This window comes from Herbidospora sp. NBRC 101105, from assembly GCF_030269205.1.
GTDB lineage: Bacteria > Actinomycetota > Actinomycetes > Streptosporangiales > Streptosporangiaceae > Herbidospora > Herbidospora solisilvae.
On record NZ_BSSX01000001.1, the window covers coordinates 1630897 to 1649281 of the forward strand.

An 18385-nucleotide genomic window follows, 5' to 3' on the forward strand; every position below is an offset into this window, starting at 1 on the left:
ACTCTTGCTGGATATTTCGGCCAGCTAGTGTCCGAATGGTGGATCGTTGGCTGAGACGCGAGGACGAGCGGCTGCTCACCGGCGCGGGCCGCTTCGTCGCCGACCTGCGGGTGCCCGGATGCCTCGACGCCGTCTTCGTCCGGAGCGAGGTCGCGCACGGCGTGCTGCGGGAGGCCGACTGCTCGGCCGCTCGTGAGACGCCGGGGGTGGCCGGGGCCTGGTCGGCCGCCGACCTGCCCGGCCTGCCGCCGATGCCGGACACCCGCCAGGGGGAGGCCACCCGCGAGTGGCCCTCGCTCGTGAAGAGCAGGGTGCGCTACCCCGGCGAGGCGCTGGCGGTCGTCCTCGGCGACGACCGCTACCGGGCCGAGGACGGCGCCGCGCGGGTCCGGGTGCGGATCGACCCGCTGCCCGCCGTGGTGACGGCGGAGGAGGCGGCCGGCGACGAGGTCCGGCTGTTCGACGGGCTCAGCAACGTCGCCCTGCACGGCGAGGCCGGGCAGCCGATCGACGACGAGGTGTGGGAACGGGCCGCCGTCGTGGTCGAGAGCGATTATCGGCAGCAGCTGCTGATGCCCTCGCCGATGGAGTGCCGGACCATCCTGTGCGTGCCCGAGGGCGACCGGCTGACCGTCTGGTCGGGTCACCAGGCCCCCCACCGGCTGCGGAGCGATCTGGCCGGGCTGCTCGGGCGGCCGGAGAAGAGCATCCGGGTCGTCGTGCCCGACACCGGGGGCGCGTTCGGCTCGAAGAGCGCCGTGTTCCCCGAGTTCATCGTCGTCGCCTGGCTCGCCGAGCGGCTCGGCCGTCCGGTCCGCTGGATCGAGGACCGGCGGGAGTCCCTGCTCGTCGCGACCCGGGGGCGGGGACAGGACCAGCACGTGCGGCTGGCCGCCGACGCCGACGGGCGGCTGCTCGCCTACGAGCTCACCGTCGAGGCCGACGTGGGCGCCTACCCCCACCTCGGCGTCGCCTTCCCGATGCAGACCGCCTGGATGGCGACCGGTCCGTACACCACGCCGCAGGTGCACGCCACGGTCCGCTCGGTGCTGACCAACACCATGATGACCTACCCCTACCGGGGCGCCGGCCGGCCCGAGGCCACCAGCCCCCTCGAACGCACCATGGACGTGCTGGCCAGGCGGCTGGACCTCGACCCGGCCGAGCTGCGCCGCCGCAACCTCATCCCGCCCGAGCAGTTCCCCTACCGCACCCCCACCGGCCGCGTCTACGACAGCGGCGACCACCTCGCCGCCCTCGACCTGGCCCTGCGCACCCTCGACTACGACGGCTGGCGCGCCGAGCAGGCCCGCCGCCGCGCCGACCCGGGCGCCCTGCCCGTGGGCGTCGGCCTGTCCTGCTACGTCGAGCGGTCCGGCGGCGAACGCGGCTCCCTCCACGACTACGTCGGCGTCGAGGCGGGCGAGGACGGCGGTGTCGTCGCCCGCTGCGGCGCCTCCTCCAGCGGCCAGAGCCACGCGACCGTCTTCCCCGCGCTCGTCGCCGAGACGCTCGGCGTCGATCCGGCCCGGGTCCGCCTGGTCGAGGGCGACACCGACGAACTGCCCGGCGGCGTCGGCTCCTTCGGCAGCCGGTCGGCCCAGATCGACGGCGCGGGCCTCCAGCACGCCGCCACCCTCCTCATCGAGGAGGCCAGGGAACGGGCCGCGCGCATGTGGGACCTCCCGGTGGAGGAGACCGCCTGGTCCGACGGCGCCGTGCACCCCGTCCGGGGCACCGCCGCCATGGGCCTGTCGGAACTGGTCAAGCGCACCGGCCCGCTGCGGATCGACGAACGCTACGAGGCGGACATGGCCTTCCCGTTCGGCACCCACGCGGCCGTGGTGGAGGTCGACCCCGACCTCGGCACCGTCCGCGTGCTGCGGCTGGTCGCCGTGGACGACTGCGGCCGCGCCCTCGACCCGGCCGTGGTCCGGGGACAGGCGTTCGGCTCGGTCGTCCAGGGTCTCGGCCAGGCGCTCTACGAGGGCGTGCCGTTCGGCGACGACGGCGTCCCGCTGCTGGGCAACGGGCTGCTCGACTACCTGCTGCCGACGTACGCCGAGATCCCGCCCATCGAACTGGGGGAGACCCGCACCCCGACCCCGCGCACCCCGCTGGGCGCGAAGGGCGCGGGGGAGTCGGGCTGCATCGGCACCCCGCCCGCGATCGTCAACGCCGTGGCCGACGCCCTGCGGCTCGACCACCCCGACCGGCTCCAGATGCCGCTCACCCCCGACGTGGTCTGGCGGGCGGCGGCATGAAGCCCACCGCGTTCGATTACCTCGCGCCGGGCACGGTCGACGAGGCCGTCGACGCGCTCGCCGCCGGGGCACAGGTGCTCGCCGGCGGGCAGAGCCTCCTCCTGGAGATGCACCTCCAGCGGGTCCACCCGAACCTGGTCGCCGACATCAACCACATCCCGGGCCTGGACGCCCTGACCGTCGCCGACGGCACCCTGACGGTCGGCGCGCTGGTCCGCCACCAGACCTTCGAGTCGCCCGGCGCGGTCCCCGGCCCGCTCGGCGACCTGTTCGGCCGGGCGGTCGTCAACATCGCCCACCCGCCGATCCGCGCCCGGGGCACCATGGCCGGCAGCCTCGCGTGGGCCCACCCGGCCTCGGAGTGGTGCGCCCTGGCGGTCGCCCTGGACGCGGTCGTCGAACTGCGCAGCACCCGGGGCACGCGCGAGATCCCGGCCGGAGACTACTTCCTGGGCCCCTTCCGGACCGCCAGGGAACCGGACGAACTGCTCACCGCCGTCCGCTACCCCCTGCTCGCCCCGGACACCGGCGTCGCCTTCACCGAGCACCGCCGCACCGGCTTCTCCTTCGCCCAGGTGGCCGTCGGGGCCGCCCTCACGATCCGGGACGGAGTGATCACCGAGGCGAGGATCGGCCTGGCCAACTGCGCCGACCGCCCCCTGAGGGCCCACGCGGCCGAAAGGGCTCTCGTCGGGGCCGGCCCCTCCTCGCCCGTGTTCGCCAGAGCGGGCGAGACCGCCGCCGAGCAGGACGCCGCCCCCGTGCCCGAGCCCTACGCCGACGTCGACTACCGCCGCCACGTCATCGCCGTCCTGGTCGCGCGAACCCTGAGGGAGGCCGCCCCGGTATGAAGATCACCCTCACCGTGAACGACGAGGCCTACCCGCTCGACGTCGAACCCCGCCGGGTGCTGGCCGACGCCCTCCGCGACGACTGCGGCCTCACCGGCACCCACCTGGGCTGCGAACAGGGCGTCTGCGGCGCGTGCACGGTCCTGGTCGACGGCGAGGCGGTGCGGTCGTGCCTGATGCTGGCCGTCCAGTGCGACGGCGTCCCGATCCGCACCGTCGAGGGCCTGGCCGGCGCGGACGGCGAACCCCACCCCCTGCAACGTGCCTTCTCCGCCGAACGCGGCCTCCAGTGCGGCTTCTGCACCCCGGGTTTCCTGATGCTCGCGGCCGGAGCCCTGGAACGGGATCCGGCACTCGGCGAAGAGGAGGTGGCCGCCCTGGTCGGCTCCAACCTCTGCCGCTGCACGGGCTACGAACCCATCCGCCGCGCCATCATGCGCGCGGCCCGGGATCACCAGAACGGCCAGGAGGGCCGCCACCGGTCGGTGTAGCGGTCGAAGATCGCCCGCAGCCACGGCTGGCGCACTTCGGGCAACGTGGCCAGGGTCTCGACGAAGGCGCGCAGGTCGGGGGTGGCGTTCAAGCGGCGCATCAGCGTGGGGTCGTCGAGATGAGCCGCAGGGGGCATCGACGTCCGTGCGATCAGCAGCCGCCGGGCGTCGGCGGGGAAGGCGAGACACCGCCACACGGCCCAGGGCATCGCGATGGACGTCGCCGCGTCCCCCCGCCAGATCTCCTCGGTCTGTGGATGCTCGGGCACGAGCACGACGCCGGCCCCGGGCGCCGCCCGTCCGGGTCCGGCCAGCCCGACGGTCCGGCTGCCCGGCCCCAGCGGCAGCAGCACGTCGAGCACGTCGCCGAAGATCTTCGCTCCGGCGGGCAGGTCCGGCCGCACACCTCCCGACGCGGCCAGGAGCCGGGCCGTCACTCTGCCCGCCATCACGCTCCACTCGGCGTCGGGGATCTCGGACGGGTCGCGGTCGAAGACGTCCCCGAGCTCGTCCCACCCGAGCGCCGGTTCGTCGGCTCCCGTCGCCCGGACCGCGCCGGGATCGAGCCAGACCACCTGCAGGTGCCCGCAGTCGTCGATCAGCGTGGCCACCGGGGCGGCGCACGAGGCGCAGGCCATGGCGTCCATCAGGCCGCAGCAGTAGCCGTCGAGCCGATCGGGCAGGAAGACGGTCCCCCTGAGATCCCCCAGGCAGATCCCGACCCATCCGGCCCTCTCGCGCGGGGACAGCGGAGCGCCGGGCGGTTCCAGCGTCTCGTCCTGCCACCGCCGCCACTTGGGACCGTCACGCCCGGGGTCCACGACATAGGTCTTCGGCTCCAGGAGCTGCCCCGGGAGAAGCTGGTGACCCCACTGCGTCAGGGCGTGGCAGGGAAAGGCGACGCGGGAGAGGGGCGCGGTCAGGGGTTGTTCGCAGGCGGCGCAGACGAAGACCCTCATATGGGCAGCACCCTAGCGGGATCAAGGCGCTCAAATGGCGAGACCGATCGCCAATCGGGGACGAAACCCCAGATGATGGGCTCATGCCGTACTTCGATCTGCCGCTGCCCGAACTGCGCACCTACGTCTCCGCCGTCGCCGAGCCCGACGACTTCGACGACTTCTGGGCCGCGACCCTGTCCGAGACCCGCTCCCACGAGCTCGCCCCCGTCTTCTCGCCGGTCGCCACTGGCCTGACCACGGTCGAGGTCTTCGACGTGGCGTTCCAGGGGTGGGGCGGGCAGCCGGTGCGGGGCTGGTTCCTCGTCCCGGCCGGCGCCGAGGGGCCGCTGCCGTGCGTGGTGCAGTACCAGGGTTACGGCGGCGGCCGGGGGCTGCCGCACCAGTGGCTCTACTGGCCGAGCGCCGGATACGCCCTGCTCGTCATGGACACCCGGGGCCAGGGCAGCGGGTGGTCCCTCGGCGACACCCCCGACCCCGAGGGCTCGGCCCCGGCGCATCCGGGCTACATGACCCGGGGCATCGGCGACCCGGCGACCTACTACTACCGCCGCGTGTTCAGCGACGCGGTGCGGGCCGTGGAGACCGTCCGGCAGCATCCGCTCGTCGACCCGGCCAAGGTCGCGATCACGGGCGGCAGCCAGGGCGGCGGCATCACCCTGGCCGTGTCGGCGCTGCTCCCCGACGTCGCGGCGGCCATGCCCGACGTGCCGTTCCTGTCGGACTTCCCCCGCTCGATCCGGGTGACGGGCAAGGACCCGTACACCGAGATCGCCCGCTACCTGAAGATCCGCCGCACCGAGGTCGAGCAGGTCGAGCGCACCCTGTCCTACTTCGACGGCGTCAACTTCGCCAAGCGCGCCGCCGCCCCGGCGCTGTTCTCGGTCGGGCTCATGGACGAGATCTGCCTGCCCTCCACCGTCTACGCCGCCTACAACGCCTACGCCGGGGCGGCCAAGCACATGGAGGAATACGCCTTCAACGACCACGAGGGCGGCGCCGACGCCCACCTGCCGGTGCAGCTGGCCTGGCTGAAGACGTGGGTCACGGGTTCATGAGCGCGGCGGTCTCGGCCGACACCGGGGTGGCGAGCACGGCCGCGACGACGTCCACCAGGTGACTGGTGAAGAGCCGCTCGTCACGGCCCTCGCCGCTCTCCGCCCGGCGGGCCAGTTCCGTGTACGTCACCCGGATCGCCGTGAACCGCCGGTGCAGCCGCGTCACGGCGATCTCCGGCAGCAGCGGCCCGACCGTCTCCCGCCACCGGTTGACGCTGGTCGGCTCCTGAGTCGAGGCCCGCAGCGCGCCGGGTGAGGCCCGGCGGACCACCTGGTCGAGCAGCCGCAGATAACGCCGCCCGCCGGGCTCGGCCAGGTGGGCGGCGAGCGGGCGCACGAACGCCCCGGCCAGGGGCCGCAGCGGCTCGGCGGGCGGGTCGGCGTCGAAGGCGTCGAGCAGCGCGTGCCGGGCGGCCTCCACCGACGGGTGGTGCCGGGCCATGACGGCCCTGAGCAGGCCCTCCCGGTCGCCGAAGTGGTACTGGAGCGCCGAGGAGTTCCGCTGCCCGGCGGCGGCGTTGATCTCCCGGAGCGACACGGCGTCGATGCCCCGGTCGGCGAACAGTTCCTCGGCGGCCAGCACCAGCCGCAGGCGGCCGTCCACGATGCACCCCCTGTGCGGATTAAGGCGATCGCATTAATATACGGCCCATGGCCATCGACTTCACGCTCGCTCCCGAGCACGAGGAGATCCGCCGCCGGGTCCGCGCGTTCGTCCAGGACGTCATCGTCCCGGCGACGACCGAGGGCCTGCCGCGCGACGAGTACCTGCGCACGATCTTCGGCCTGCGCGAGAGGGCCAAGGCCGAGGGGTTGTGGTTGCCGCACATGCCCGTCGAGGTCGGCGGTATGGGGCTGGGGCACGTCGCGCTCGCGATGGTGCAGTCGGAGGCGGCCAAGACGCGGCTCGGGCCGTGGGTGCTCAACTGCCAGGCGCCCGACGAGGGCAACATGCACACGCTGCACCACTGGGCCACCGAGGAGCAGAAGGAGAAGTACCTGCGGCCCCTGCTGGAGGGGCGGGCCATGTCGTGCTTCGCGATGACCGAGCCCGAGGTGGCCGGGTCGGATCCCACGCTGATCCGGACGACCGCCGTACAGGACGGCGACGAATGGGTCGTCAACGGCCACAAGTGGTTCATCTCCAACGCCCGCCGGGCGAACTTCGCGATCCTCATCGCGCGCACCGAACCCGACGTGCCGGAAGGGCAGCGGGGGGCCACCACGGCGTTCCTGGTCGACATCCCCTCGCCGGGCTGGACCGACGTGCGCGAGGTCGAGACGATGCACGGCTCGACCGGGCACAGCGAGATCCTCATCGAGGACCTGCGGCTGCCCGGCGGTCAGATCCTCGGCGGCCGGGGCAACGGCCACCGCCTGGGGCAGTACCGCCTCGGGCCCGCGCGGCTGGCCCACTGCATGCGGTGGATCTCCCAGGCCGAGACGGCGCTCGACATGATGGTCGACCGGGCGCTCAACCGCTACAGCCACGGCTCGCTGCTGGCCGACAAGCAGGGTGTGCAGTGGCTGATCGCCGACTCGGCGATGGAGCTCTACCAGTGCAAGCTCATGGTGCTGCACGCCGCCTCGAAGATCGACAAGGGCGACGACTTCCGCACCGAGGTCTCCATGGCCAAACACTTCGTGGCGAACTCGCTGAACCGCATCGTCGACCGGGCGATCCAGGTCCACGGCGCGCTCGGCTACTCGACCGACACCCCGCTGGCGAACATGTTCCAGCACGCCCGCTGGGCACGTTTCGCCGACGGCGCCGACGAGATCCACCAGATGCGCATCGCCGAACGCACCATCGCCGCCTATCGTGACACCGGCTCGACGCGGGCCGCGACCGGAGGACTGCCGCTGTGAAAGTAGCACTGGTGACCGGAGGCAGCAGCGGCATCGGCGCCGGGGTCGCCCGCCGCCTCCGCGCGTCCGGCGTGAAGGTCGTGGTCGCCGACGTCGCCGAACCGGCCGACGTGCGGTGCGACGTCTCCGTCCTGGAGGACAACCTGCGGGCCGTCGACTTCGTGATGAAGGAGCACGGCCGCCTCGACCTGGCCTTCCTGAACGCCGGCGTGGCCTCCGGCTGCGGCGTGGGCGACGACTTCGACCCGGCCCTCTACCGCCGCGCGATGGGCGTCAACCTCGACGGTGTCGTCTTCGGCGCGCACGCCGCGATCCCCGCGCTGAAGGCCTCCGGCGGCGGCACCATCGTCGCGACCGCGTCCATGGCCGGCATCGTCGGCATCCCGCTCGACCCGATCTACGCGGCCAACAAACACGCCGTCGTCGGACTGGTCCGCTCCCTGGGCGCGGCCCTGGCGCCCGACGGCATCAAGGTGCAGGCCCTGTGCCCGTCGTTCGCCGACACCGCGATCCTGGGCGACGCCCGCGTCCTCCTCGAAGCCGAGGGCTTCCCCATCATGGAGGTCGACCAGGTCGTCGACGCCTTCGAGAAGGTCGTCGCGAGCGAGGGCACCGGAGAGTGCTGGTTCGTCGTCCCCGGCCGCGAGAGCGAACCCTTCACCTTCCGCCGCGCACCGGGCCCCCGATAAGCACTTTCCGTTACGGCTCCGCCCACCCCGGCCCCGCCCACCGCCCGGGGCCCGCGCCGCATCCGGCGCTCCTCAGCCGCTCCGGTCGAACACCGCAACGAGAAAAGGTTAACCACACGACGGCTTCCACCCGCGCCGCCGACGACAGGTGAGCCACCAGGCGACGGCGGTCACCCCGCGCCGTGACGAGAGACGCTCCACCGCGTCATGACGGCTCCGGCGGACGGAAACCCGCATGCGCCCGTTCGCCTTGACCCGTTATGGTCGGGACATGACCTGGCGACATTGATCCACACCCGCGTCCCGATTCGCCCGGCGGCTTTACGCCCTGGCGTTCTTCGAGGAGTTCGTCCTCCTCTACCCCGTCTACGCGCTCCTGTTCGCCGACCACGGGCTCTCAGCGGGCCAGATCTCCACGCTCTTCGTCATCTGGTCGCTGACCTCCTTCCTGCTGGAGATCCCGTCCGGCGCGTGGGCCGACACGTTCTCGCGCCGCCGCCTGCTGGTGGCCTCGCCGCTGCTCACCGCCACGGGCTTCGGCCTGTGGACGTTCCTGCCGGGCTACTGGTCGTTCGTGGCGGGCTTCGTGCTCTGGGGTGTCGCCACCGCGATCAGTTCGGGTACCGCCGAGGCCCTCGTCTACGAGGAACTCGCCCGCCTGGACGCCGCCGACGCCTACCCCCGGGTCGCCGGACGCGCCGAGGCGGTCGGCACCACCGCCATGATGATCGCCAGCGGGATCGCCGCCCCGGCCATGGCCTGGGGCGGCTACCAGGCGGTCGGCGTCGCCTCCATGGCCACCCTCGTGGCCGCCGCCCTCGTCGCCCGCACCCTCCCCGAGACCCGGGAGGACCCCGGCGAGGACGGCGACGGCTACCTCGACGTGCTGAAGGCGGGCTTCCGCGAGGTCAGGGGCTCGAAGACGCTCGGGCGGCGGCTGCTGCTGGTCTCGGCCGTGACCGGACTGAGCGCGTTCGACGAGTACCTGCCGCTCCTGGCCCAGGGCACCGGCGTCGGCGACGCGTGGGTGCCGCCGCTGATGGTGCTGGTCTCGGCCGGGTTCGCCGCCGGCGGCTTCCTGGCCGGGCGCGGGCTGCGCTGGACCGGCCCGGTCACCTGCGCCGGCGGCCTGCTGCTGATCGCGGGGGCGGCGGTGCGCCACCCGTGGGGGTTCGTGTTCGTCGCCGCCGCGTTCGGGGTGATCCAGTGGGCGATCACCGCGGCCGACACCCGTCTCCAGCACGGCCTGTCGGACCGGTCACGCGCGACCGTGACCTCGATGTCGGGCCTGGGCACCGAGGTCGTGGCGGTGCTGACCTTCGTCTCCTACGGGTTCGGGTCGGAGTTCGCGCCGTCGTGGCTGCTGTTCGCCGTGCTCGCGGTGCCGTACACGCTGATCGGGGCCTTTCAGGGGCGCAGGGCCGAGTAGAGCACCTGGTCGTGCCAGGCGCCTTCACGCCACTGCCCCCGGCGGATCACCCCTTCGCGGACGAACCCGGCCTTCTCCAGCGCCCGCTGTTCGGCGATGTTCTCGGCGTCGGTGAACGACTGGATGCGCTCGGCCCGGGTGTGGGCGAACAGGTAGGCGGCGAGCTGGGCCTGCGCCTGCGTGCCGATGCCCTTGCCGCGGTAGCCGGAGAACACGCAGATCCCCGTCGACCAGCACCACGAGGTCAGATCGGGTCCCCAGGAGTTCATCCACCACGACACCCACCCGACCGGCACCCCGTCGCCCTCGATGGTCATGCGGCCGGAGTCGGGCCCGAGGAACCCGTTCTCGGCGAACTCGCGGTGGAACGGCTGCGGCGGCCGGTGCCCGAACCACTGGTGGGGACCGGTGCCCTCCCGGTCGGCGCGCTCCCGCTCGAAGAGCTCGAGATCCTTGGCCCGGACCGGGCGAAGTGTGACCTCCATGGAAACTCCTTTCATGCGGGTATGACGCAATCTTCCTCCTTTCACTCCCACTTGGCGGCGGAAAGATTCGTACAGGAACGGAAACCCCCGGTCCGGGGGCCGCACGCTGGCAGGGATGGACCGATCCCCGCGCGAGCGCGCGTTCACCGCGATCTACGACCGGCAGGTCCGGGGCATCGCCGCCTGCCGCTGCGGCCAGGTGGACGTCCAGGACCTCCACGAGCACCTGATCGCCGCCTACCACGACCACGCCCCCTGGGCCCCGTGGCCGGGACACGCGGGCTGCCCGCCGTCGCGGGGGCCGTCCGACGACCAGGTCCGCCGCCTCCTCGACCAGGTCGCGGCCGGGTTGCCGGCGCGCGACCGGCGGCTCTACGACCTGGTGGTCCGGCGCGGCGCCGGTGGCCGCGAGGTCGCCGAGGCCCGGTGCGTCGACCTGCCCCGGGCGGGGCTGCTGCTGCGCGACCTGCGCCGGGCGCTGACCGGCGGGTTGCGGCTCCTCCTGCTGGCCCGTGAGGCCCCGGGCTGCCTCGGCGTCGACGGCTGGGACCGCATGGCCTTCCCGCGCCGGGTCCGGCTGGCCGTCGAACGGCACCTGAGGGTGTGCGACGCGTGCGGGAAGACGGCCGAGGAGGCGGTGCGCCGCCACCTGCCCGGCCTGGTGCCGGTGCTGCTCCCGGCGATGCGGGAGGAGATGCTCGCCCGGATCGCCCGGCCCTCGCGCGGGTTCGGGCCGTTGTGGCAGCGGGCGAGCGCGGTCGTCCTGGTAGTGGCCGCCCTGGTGCTGCTGGCGGCGTGGGCGGCGGGCGCCTGAGGTCAGACGTCGAGTTCCAGGCGCGACAGCGGCTCGACCAGCTCCTCCTCCTCGTACGCCAGATGCGACAGCAGCGCCTCGGTCAGGGTCGCCACCCGGCGGCGCACCTCGTCGAGGCCCGACGGGTCGGTCACCATCGCGACCAGGTCCGCGTCGAGGCCGGTGAGGATCTCCGCGATGACCTCGTGCTCCTCCTCCAGCCGCCGGATCACCGGGGCCAGCGACGCCTCGGCCGCGACCAGGCCGGGGAACATGTGGGCGTCCTCGATCGAGTGGTGGGCGGTCAGCACCCGGCAGTAGGAGGCGCAGAAGCCGCCCAGCGTCCAGTAGTTCTGCCGCATGGTCAGGTCGTTGATCATCGACCGGACCGCCGCCGCCTCGGCCCGCCCCCGCGCGACCTGTTCGACGGCGTCGCCGATGCGGGCGAGCTCCTGCCGGAGGTGGTCGTGGATGAGCACCAGCCGGTTGCCGATCTCCCGCTGGCGCGGCGACAACGAGGCGACGTCGCGCTTGACCGAGCGGGGACGCGACGCGTCGTCGATCACCGCCGCGACCGGGGGAGCCGGCGCGGGACGTTCGGCCGCGACCAGCTCGCGCACCCTCGGGGCCACCTCGGCGGCGAAGACCTTGATCTGGCGCTCGTCGGAGGTGCCGAGGACGAAGACGCTCATCCCCACGTCGAGCACCAGCTCGGCGAGCTGCTCGGCCCACAGGTCCGGCGGGCCCTCGAACCAGCCGGCGCCGCGCGGGTCGAAGCTCCCGCTGACGTTGAACGCCTTCCTGATCGGGCGCCCCCGGGCCGCCTCGTCGACGATCCGGCCGAGCCGGGGCAGCTCCTCACGGGTCACGTAGCCCTTCGACGGGATCCACCCGTCGGCCTTGGCCCCGGTGACCTCCAGGAGCCGGGGCCGGTACGCCCCCACCCATATCCCCATCGGATGAGCCGGGAACGGCCCCGGCCGGGCGCCGTCGAGCCGGTAGTGCGCGCCGTCGTAGGAGACGGGGCCGCCCGGCGTCCACAACAACCGGATCACGTCGAGGGCCTCCGCGACGGCGTCCACCGCCTCTTTCGGGGAGCGCCGGGAGCCGCCGTAGGAGGCGACGGCGTCCCAGAAGAACCCGGCCCCGAGCCCCAGCTCGACCCGGCCGCCCGTCATGACGTCGAGGCTGGCCACGGCCTTGGCCAGCACCTGCGGCGGGCGCAGGGGCAGGTTCACCACATTGGGCAGCAGCCGGATCCGCCGGGTGCGGGCGCCGATCTGGCCCAGGGCCGTCAGCGCGTCGAGATGGCGGGGCTGATAAGGATGATCCTGGAGGGCGACGAGGTCGAGCCCGGCCTCCTCCGCAAGGACGGCGACGTCGACCAGCCGCGCGGCGCCGTCCGCCCGGGGCTCCGGCCCCACTCCGAACCACAGCTCATGCCCAAGATCGCCCACGTTGGTCCACGGTACCAAAGGAAGCAGGTCAGGCCATGTCCGTACTCGTCGCTTTCAGCGTCACCCCCATCGGCAAGGGCGAGGAGGTGGGGGAGTACGTCGCCGAGGCGGTCCGGGTGGTCCGGGCCTCCGGCCTGCCGAACCGGACCGACGCGATGTTCACCACCGTCGAGGGGGAGAGCTGGGATCAGGTGATGGCCGTCGTCCAGGCGGCGGTGGCCGCCGTGGAGGCCCGGTGTGACCGGGTGAGCCTGGTGCTGAAGGCCGACATCCGGACCGGCGAACCCGGGCGGATGGAGGAGAAGGTGGCGTCGGTCGAACGCCACCTCGCCTGACTCAGAACTCCTCCTGCGGCACCATGAGCCGCACGTCGTCGAGATAGGGGTCGAGCTCGCCCGGGTCGAAGCGGCACATGGCGATGGCGAACCAGAACTCGCCGTGCACGTTGCCCTCCTGCTTGTAACGCCCGTCGGGGGCGAAGGCGGCCCACCCGCCGGGCAGGCCGAGCAGGGTGACCTTGCGGGCCGGTTCGGGGCCCGACAGGTCCCACAGGATGATCATGCCGTCGTTCCCGGCCGAGGCGAGCAGCGGCCCGGCCGGGCTGAACGCGACCGACACGACCCGGCGGGAATGGCCCGACAGGGTGTGCAGGTGGCGGCCGGTGGCGACGTCCCAGAGACGGACGAGCCGGTCGTCGCCCGCCGTCGCCAGGATCGAGCCGTCGGTGCTGAAGTCGCCCGTCCACAGGCGGCCCGACCCGGCGTCGAGCGCCTGCAGCTCACGGCCGGTGGTGTGGTCCCAGATCCGGGCCACGCCGTCGTTGCCGATGCTGGCCAGCGCCGTGCCCATCGGGTTGAAGACCACCCGGTAGACCCGGTCGGTGTGCCCCGGCATGATGCGCAGGCACTCGCCGGTGGTGGCGTCCCAGATCCGGACCAGCCGGTCGTCGCAGCCCGTCGCCACCAGGCGGCCGTCGGGGCTGAAGTCGATCGAGCGCACCCGGCCCTGGTGGGGGGCCGGCCGGGTGACGTGGGTGTTGCTGGTGCGGTACCAGAGCTGGAGCGTGTCGTCGTCGTTGGCGGTGGCCAGCACCTTGCCGTTCGGGCTGAAGGCCTGCGCCCACACCGACTCGGTGTTGGTGTCGAGCTCACGCTCGAAGTCCCAGCCCGCGGTCTGCCGCAGGTGCACCGCGCCGTCGTTGGTGGTGGTGGCGATGCGCTCGCCGTCGGGGCTGAACACCGCCGAGGTGAGCTGGTCGTTGACCCCGCTGAACTCCTTGATCAGCCGGCCGGTCGGCGGCTCCCAGATGCGGACCGCCCCGTCGTTGCCGCTGCTGGCCAGCATCGTGCCGTCGGGGCTGAAGTTCACCGAGGTGACCCGGCGGCCGTGCCCGCGCAGGGTGCGGGTGAGCTGGCCGGTGCCCAGGTCCCACAACCGGATCGAGTCGTCGTTGCTGGTGGTGGCGAGCTGGGCGCCGTCGGGGTGGATCGCGAACGGCCAGATCGACCCCCGGTGCCCCGCCAGCCCCGGCCTCGGCTGCCCCAGCTCGCCCTGCCACATGCGCAGCGACCCGTTGCTGTCGACGCTGACGAGGTTCTTCCCGTCGGGGGTGTACGACACCTGGTAGACCGCCCCGGTGTGCCCGGCGAGCTGGCGCGGCACCAGCGGGGCGCGCAGGTTCCAGACCCGGATCGTGCCCATCGTGTCGCCGGTCGCCAGATGGGTGCCCTCGGGATGGAAGTCGACGGCGTAGACCCGCCCGGGATGGCCGCGCAGCTCGTGCACGACCCGCCCGCTCGCCGTCTCGAACAGCCGGATCAGCCCGTAGTGGTCGCCGGCGGCCAGCAGCGACCCGTCGGGGCTGAGCGCCAGCCGGTAGACCGGGCCGGTGCCCTCCGACAGCACCACCCGCAGCTCGCCGGTGGTCAGGTCCCAGACGCGGACGTTGGCCGAGGCGTCGCCGGTGATCAGGCTGGTGCCGTCGGGCCCGAACACCGCCGTGTAGACCGGCGGGGTGTGCCCCGGCAGCGCGCAGCGCAGCGTGCCGGTCGCGGTCTCCCACACCAGCACGGTGCCGTCGGGCGAACCGGCCGCCAGGAGCGTGCCGCTCTCGTCGAACAGCAGCGGCCAGACCCCCTTGGCATGCACCGGCAGGACGTGGGCGCACTCCCCGGTCGCGGTGTCCCAGATGCGCACGTCGCCGTCGGCCGACCCGGTCGCCAGCAGGTCCTGTGCGCCGAAGGCCAGGGCGTAGGCCCGGTCGCGGTGCCCCCACAGGGTGCGGATCGGCCGCCCGGAGGGCGCCTCGAACACCATCACCCCGCCGTTGTCGCAGCCCACCGCGAAGATCTGCCCGTCGGTGTTGTACGCGATCGGGTTGGGCAACCGCGTCGTCAGCGGGTCGAACCCGTAGGGCACGCCCACCGCCGGGGGAGCGACCTGCACCTCGATCGACGACCCCGGCACCACGGCGGCGTCGCGCAGCTCCGGGGCGCGCAGCACCCGCTCACCCGCCGTCACGTTGACCAGCGTGGCGCGGGTCCACCGGCTGCCGGAGACCACGGCGTCGCGCAGGTCGGTCCGGGCCAGCCGGGCCCGGGTCAGGTCGGCCCCGCGCAGGTCGGCGCCGGTCAGCCTGGCCTCGTCGAGCCAGGCGCCGGCCAGCTTGGTGCCCCGCAGGATCGCCCGCGACAGGTTGGTGCCCACCAGCCGGGCGTCGGTCAGGTCGGCGTCGGTGAGGTCGACCTCCTGAAGGTCGCGGTGGGAGAGGTCCTCCCCGCGCAGCCGCGCGCCGCGCAGGCTCGTCTGGGCGGGGGTGCGCAGCCGGGTGATGATCTTGAGGGCGTTCTTGCGCGCGGTGTTCCCCGCCTCCGGGTCGGCCAGCACCCGGTCGGCCCAGAGCTGGCAGTCGTGCGCCTCGGCCAGGTCGCACAGGAAGTCGACGGTCAGCTGCGACAACTCCCGGCGGCTCAGCGCGGTCGGGTCGGCGCGGTCGCGAGCGAACTCGTCGGCGATGAAGTGGGCGACGAGCCACTCGGCCACCGACCCGTGGATGAAGCCGAACAGGCCGTCGTAGGTCCGCACCAGCAGGCTCGCGGTGCCCACGGTGTGGGTGGCCTGCTCGCCCGACATGCGCCCGTCGGCCAGGCCCGAGAGCGTCTCGGCGACCTCGGCCAGCTCGGCCAGCCGCAGGTAGGGCTCGTTGGTCTCCCACAACCGCATCGCCAGGGTGCGCACGGCGTGCCACAGGTCGGCCTCGTCGAGCCCGGCCTGCGCGCCGCGCTGGTCGCCCAGCCGCCGCTGCTCGTAGCGCAACCAGGAACCGAGGATCTCCTGGTAGAGCGTGGCGGCGCTGACCGTGCGGTGGGCGTGCGCGACGGCCCGCAGCCGGTCGTCGGCCAGGTCGGCGATGAAGGTGAGCATGCGGGGGTTGCGGGCCAGCCCGCTCAGGTCCTGGATGCTGCGCAGCAGCCGCAGCCGTTCCTCGGCCGCCGCCCGGTCGCCGTAGGCGTTGATCAGGTAGGCCAGGATCTGCTCGCTGGAGAAGCCCTCGATGCTGAAGACCCGCCGCTGCGGCAGGACGCCGACCATCTCGCCGAGCTTGGTGAACACCTGGGCGTCGGACTTGAAGTGCTGGGTCCGGCTCGCCACGACGATCTTCGCCTGGTCCTGCGCCGCCTGGAGCAGGGTCTCCAGATGGTCGGCGGCCCGGTCGTAGGTCACCCGGGTGACCAGTTCGTCGAACCCGTCGAAGAACAACACGATCCGGCCCTGCCGCAGCATGTACTGGACGGCCTTCAGGTCGATCTGGTCTTCGCCGTGGTTGGCCAGGTGGGCGGCGATCAGCGTCTCGACCGAGTGGGCCTTGTCGAGGGTGCGCAGGTCGATCAGGACCGGCGTCAGGTGGGGGGTCTCGGTGGCCATCCGCCGCACGACCTGGCGCAGCACGAACGTCTTGCCGCGGCCGAAGTCGCCCAGCACCAGGACGAACCTGCCCTGGTCGCCGTGGAGCTGGGAGATCAGCTCACCCGCCAGGTCGTGGCGGATCTCGCCGCCGGTCGGGTCGAGCTCGCGGTAGTCCTGGGTGACGTAGAGGTGGGCGGGGTAGGTCGGGTCGGCGTCGAGCCGCCGGGTCTGGGCCGCGACGTAGCCCGACAGGTCGACCAGGCCCTGGAACTCGATCAGGCTGCGCAGCCGCACGCCCCGCCGGGCGGCGTCCTCGCGCAGGCTGCGCGGCGGCGTCGGCCCGAGGTAGACCAGCTCGGCCGACTGGCCCATGTGGCCCGCGTGGACGTGGCGGACGAACTCGTCGACCTCGCCCGCGGTCGGCTCGCCGACGATCACGCCGACCCAGAACTCCCGCACGAACCCGCCGTCGCGGTAGCTCACCCGCAGGTGGGGCGGGTCGTCGTCGACGGTCCGGATGACGGCGTGGTCGAAACGGGTCTCGCAGGCCTCGGCGACCCGGTCGAGGAGCTGGGCCCGCGGCCCCTGCGCCCGCGCCGGCGGCGGCCGGTCGGGCTCGGGGCCGCCCACAGCCAGCGGCGCCGGCACGGCCCCCGGCTCGGGGAAGATCCCGCCGGCCGAGACCCAGCGCCGCTCGATCGTGGCGGGGGGCGCGGAGGTGCGGTGGACGACCAGCCCGTCGGGCGTGAACTCCAGCACCTGCTGGCGGCCGGGCTCCAGCGGGGGCAGCACGAGCGCCCCGGCCCCCAGCGCCGACGGGTCGCCGGCCCGGCCGCCGCCCTGGAGGATCGTGTGGAGCTTCCCGCCCAGCAGGCCCTCGACGACGGCCGCGTCGGTGAGCGACTCGGGGTGACCCGGCGTCAGGCCGTGGTGCACCACGCCGAGGCGCAACCAGCCCTCCCGCTCGAAGGCGCGGACCCGCTCGGCGAACCACGCGGCCTGCGACTCGCCGACCAGCCCGAACCGGTGCTCGGTGCGGTGGCTGATCGCCATCGTGGAGTTGAGCCCGGCCACCACGACCTTGATCTCGGGGACGGCGAAGAGCGTCCAGGGCTGGGCGCTGTCGAACATCACCGAGTCGACGCCCTGGTAGAACTCCCGGAACAACGACGCGAAGTGGCGCCACTTCGGCCAGTAGGGCGCCTCGGGGCGTTCGTCGTCGGCCTTGCAGTCGTTGAAGTAGGCCTCGCAGGCGGCCAGGTTGACGTCGCGCGCGCCCGGCACCAGCACCACCCGCTGGGGTTCGAGACCGGCCAGCGCGCGCAGCCCGGTGAGGAAGGTCAGCGCGTCGGTCATCTGCTTGCGGCTGCCCGCCGCCGTGAGGTCTCCGGCCACCACCATCAGCTCGGGCCGGGGCACCCCCGCGTCGGTCAGCCGGGTCAGCTCGGCGAAGATGTGGGACTGCAGACCGGCCGGGCTCAGGGGCGGCTCGGCCCCCATCGTCCGGCCGAACCGGGGGCCCGCCACGTGGAGCACGCTCAGGCTGTCGCGCCGGGCGGGCGGCTCGAAGTCGGCCGGATATCCCGGCGGCACCACCGGCACCCGGCGGGCCCGGCGCTGCCCGGTCGGCACGGCCGGCCGGGGCGAGGTGAGCGGCGCGGGCGGCCGGGGCTCGGAGCCGGTGGGGAAGGCCGGGCGTAACTCGGGCTTGGCCCGCCCGGCCAGCGCCTCGCGGATGCGGGTGAGCACGAGCCCCCGCGCGTGGTCGGGGGTGGTCACCCCGACGAGGTCGACCCAGGTGATGGTCGAAAGAAGCCCGTCGACCCGGCAGTCCTCGATCCGCACGGTGATGAGTTTGTTTTCTGGATTATCCGGATTGGCGCGGAGCGCGGCCTGCCATTCGAGTTTCCCGTAACGCGAACCCAAATAGTTCTCGGTCAGCAGCGCCAGTACGACCGCGGCCTCCCGGACGCCCCGGTCCATGAAGTCGACGAAATTCGTGCCGGGGACGAAATCCCAGGCCTGCAGCATGGTGCGGTATCCTGCTGCCTCGAGTTCCCAGCCCAGCCATGACGCCCACCGTTCGTCGGCCGGAGAGTAGCTGATGAAAATGTCGATCGGCCGCTCCATGACG

Annotated in this window: 14 protein-coding genes; 9 read left to right on the forward strand and 5 right to left on the reverse strand. The window is 73.2% G+C overall.

Annotated elements, in window-relative coordinates:
- The first annotated feature begins 38 nt into the window (after window positions 1-38).
- Genes QSK34_RS07125 through QSK34_RS07135 form a run of 3 tightly spaced genes read left to right on the forward strand, consistent with a single transcriptional unit; the run spans window position 39 to window position 3606 of the window.
- Entirely contained in the window at window positions 39-2264 is a 2226-nt protein-coding gene (locus QSK34_RS07125) for a xanthine dehydrogenase family protein molybdopterin-binding subunit (RefSeq protein ID WP_285581231.1), read from the forward strand.
- Window positions 2261-3115, forward strand: a complete 855-nt coding sequence (locus QSK34_RS07130) for an FAD binding domain-containing protein (RefSeq protein WP_285581233.1) — start codon at window positions 2261-2263, stop codon at window positions 3113-3115. Before QSK34_RS07125 ends, QSK34_RS07130 begins: the two co-directional genes overlap by 4 nt.
- Window positions 3112-3606 carry a (2Fe-2S)-binding protein gene (locus tag QSK34_RS07135; protein ID WP_285581236.1) on the forward strand — a complete coding sequence of 165 codons (495 nt, stop codon included), beginning with the start codon at window positions 3112-3114 and terminating at the stop codon, window positions 3604-3606. Before QSK34_RS07130 ends, QSK34_RS07135 begins: the two co-directional genes overlap by 4 nt.
- Here the strand turns inward: QSK34_RS07135 and QSK34_RS07140 are convergent.
- Complete coding sequence (locus tag QSK34_RS07140; protein ID WP_285581237.1) at window positions 3567-4565, reverse strand: hypothetical protein; 999 nt, start codon at window positions 4563-4565, stop codon at window positions 3567-3569. The genes QSK34_RS07135 and QSK34_RS07140 overlap by 40 nt on opposite strands.
- Window positions 4566-4648: 83 nt before the next feature.
- Between QSK34_RS07140 and QSK34_RS07145 the strand changes: the two genes are divergently transcribed.
- Entirely contained in the window at window positions 4649-5623 is a 975-nt protein-coding gene (locus tag QSK34_RS07145; protein WP_285581240.1) for an acetylxylan esterase, read from the forward strand.
- Here QSK34_RS07145 and QSK34_RS07150 read toward each other — a convergent pair.
- On the reverse strand, window positions 5610-6227 hold the full coding sequence (locus QSK34_RS07150) for a TetR/AcrR family transcriptional regulator (protein WP_285581243.1): 618 nt from the start codon (window positions 6225-6227) through the stop codon (window positions 5610-5612). The two genes, QSK34_RS07145 and QSK34_RS07150, sit on opposite strands and share 14 nt — an antisense overlap.
- A 47-nt stretch (window positions 6228-6274) precedes the next feature.
- Between QSK34_RS07150 and QSK34_RS07155 the strand changes: the two genes are divergently transcribed.
- From QSK34_RS07155 to QSK34_RS07165, 3 genes are all read left to right on the forward strand, one after another.
- The gene (locus QSK34_RS07155; RefSeq protein WP_285581245.1) at window positions 6275-7492 is read left to right on the forward strand and encodes an acyl-CoA dehydrogenase family protein; all 1218 of its coding nucleotides are present in this window, start codon (window positions 6275-6277) and stop codon (window positions 7490-7492) included.
- The gene (locus QSK34_RS07160; RefSeq protein WP_285581247.1) at window positions 7489-8181 is read left to right on the forward strand and encodes an SDR family oxidoreductase; all 693 of its coding nucleotides are present in this window, start codon (window positions 7489-7491) and stop codon (window positions 8179-8181) included. The genes QSK34_RS07155 and QSK34_RS07160 overlap by 4 nt, the downstream gene beginning before the upstream one ends.
- A gap of 376 nt (window positions 8182-8557) precedes the next feature.
- Window positions 8558-9610, forward strand: coding sequence for an MFS transporter (locus QSK34_RS07165; protein WP_285582066.1), 1053 nt, complete (start codon window positions 8558-8560; stop codon window positions 9608-9610).
- On the opposite strand, the gene QSK34_RS07170 is transcribed toward QSK34_RS07165, so the two are convergent.
- Entirely contained in the window at window positions 9589-10095 is a 507-nt protein-coding gene (locus QSK34_RS07170; RefSeq protein ID WP_285581249.1) for a GNAT family N-acetyltransferase, read from the reverse strand. The genes QSK34_RS07165 and QSK34_RS07170 overlap by 22 nt on opposite strands.
- A 115-nt stretch (window positions 10096-10210) precedes the next feature.
- On the opposite strand from QSK34_RS07170, the gene QSK34_RS07175 reads away from it, so the two are divergent.
- Window positions 10211-10909, forward strand: a complete 699-nt coding sequence (locus QSK34_RS07175; protein WP_285581251.1) for a hypothetical protein — start codon at window positions 10211-10213, stop codon at window positions 10907-10909.
- Window positions 10910-10911: 2 nt separating this feature from the next.
- On the opposite strand, the gene QSK34_RS07180 is transcribed toward QSK34_RS07175, so the two are convergent.
- Window positions 10912-12345, reverse strand: coding sequence for an LLM class flavin-dependent oxidoreductase (locus tag QSK34_RS07180; protein ID WP_285581253.1), 1434 nt, complete (start codon window positions 12343-12345; stop codon window positions 10912-10914).
- Window positions 12346-12380: 35 nt separating this feature from the next.
- Here QSK34_RS07180 and QSK34_RS07185 point away from each other — a divergent pair, with 35 nt between their 5' ends.
- On the forward strand, window positions 12381-12680 hold the full coding sequence (locus QSK34_RS07185; protein ID WP_285581255.1) for an MTH1187 family thiamine-binding protein: 300 nt from the start codon (window positions 12381-12383) through the stop codon (window positions 12678-12680).
- A 1-nt stretch (window position 12681) separates the two neighbouring features.
- Here the strand turns inward: QSK34_RS07185 and QSK34_RS07190 are convergent, their stop codons facing one another.
- The gene (locus QSK34_RS07190) at window positions 12682-18381 is read right to left on the reverse strand and encodes a WD40 domain-containing protein (protein ID WP_285581257.1); all 5700 of its coding nucleotides are present in this window, start codon (window positions 18379-18381) and stop codon (window positions 12682-12684) included.
- Between the last annotated feature and the right edge of the window lie 4 nt (window positions 18382-18385).

What these genes read in the sequence shown, in the direction of transcription:
- QSK34_RS07130 (WP_285581233.1), top strand. Translation starts at nt 2,261, where the DNA reads ATGAAGCCCACCGCGTTCGATTACCTCGCGCCGGGCACGGTCGACGAG.
- QSK34_RS07135 (WP_285581236.1), top strand. Translation starts at nt 3,112, where the DNA reads ATGAAGATCACCCTCACCGTGAACGACGAGGCCTACCCGCTCGACGTC.
- QSK34_RS07140 (WP_285581237.1), bottom strand. Translation starts at nt 4,565, where the DNA reads ATGAGGGTCTTCGTCTGCGCCGCCTGCGAACAACCCCTGACCGCGCCC.
- QSK34_RS07145 (WP_285581240.1), top strand. Translation starts at nt 4,649, where the DNA reads ATGCCGTACTTCGATCTGCCGCTGCCCGAACTGCGCACCTACGTCTCC.
- QSK34_RS07155 (WP_285581245.1), top strand. Translation starts at nt 6,275, where the DNA reads ATGGCCATCGACTTCACGCTCGCTCCCGAGCACGAGGAGATCCGCCGC.
- QSK34_RS07170 (WP_285581249.1), bottom strand. Translation starts at nt 10,095, where the DNA reads ATGGAGGTCACACTTCGCCCGGTCCGGGCCAAGGATCTCGAGCTCTTC.
- QSK34_RS07175 (WP_285581251.1), top strand. Translation starts at nt 10,211, where the DNA reads ATGGACCGATCCCCGCGCGAGCGCGCGTTCACCGCGATCTACGACCGG.
- QSK34_RS07185 (WP_285581255.1), top strand. Translation starts at nt 12,381, where the DNA reads ATGTCCGTACTCGTCGCTTTCAGCGTCACCCCCATCGGCAAGGGCGAG.
- QSK34_RS07190 (WP_285581257.1), bottom strand. Translation starts at nt 18,381, where the DNA reads ATGGAGCGGCCGATCGACATTTTCATCAGCTACTCTCCGGCCGACGAA.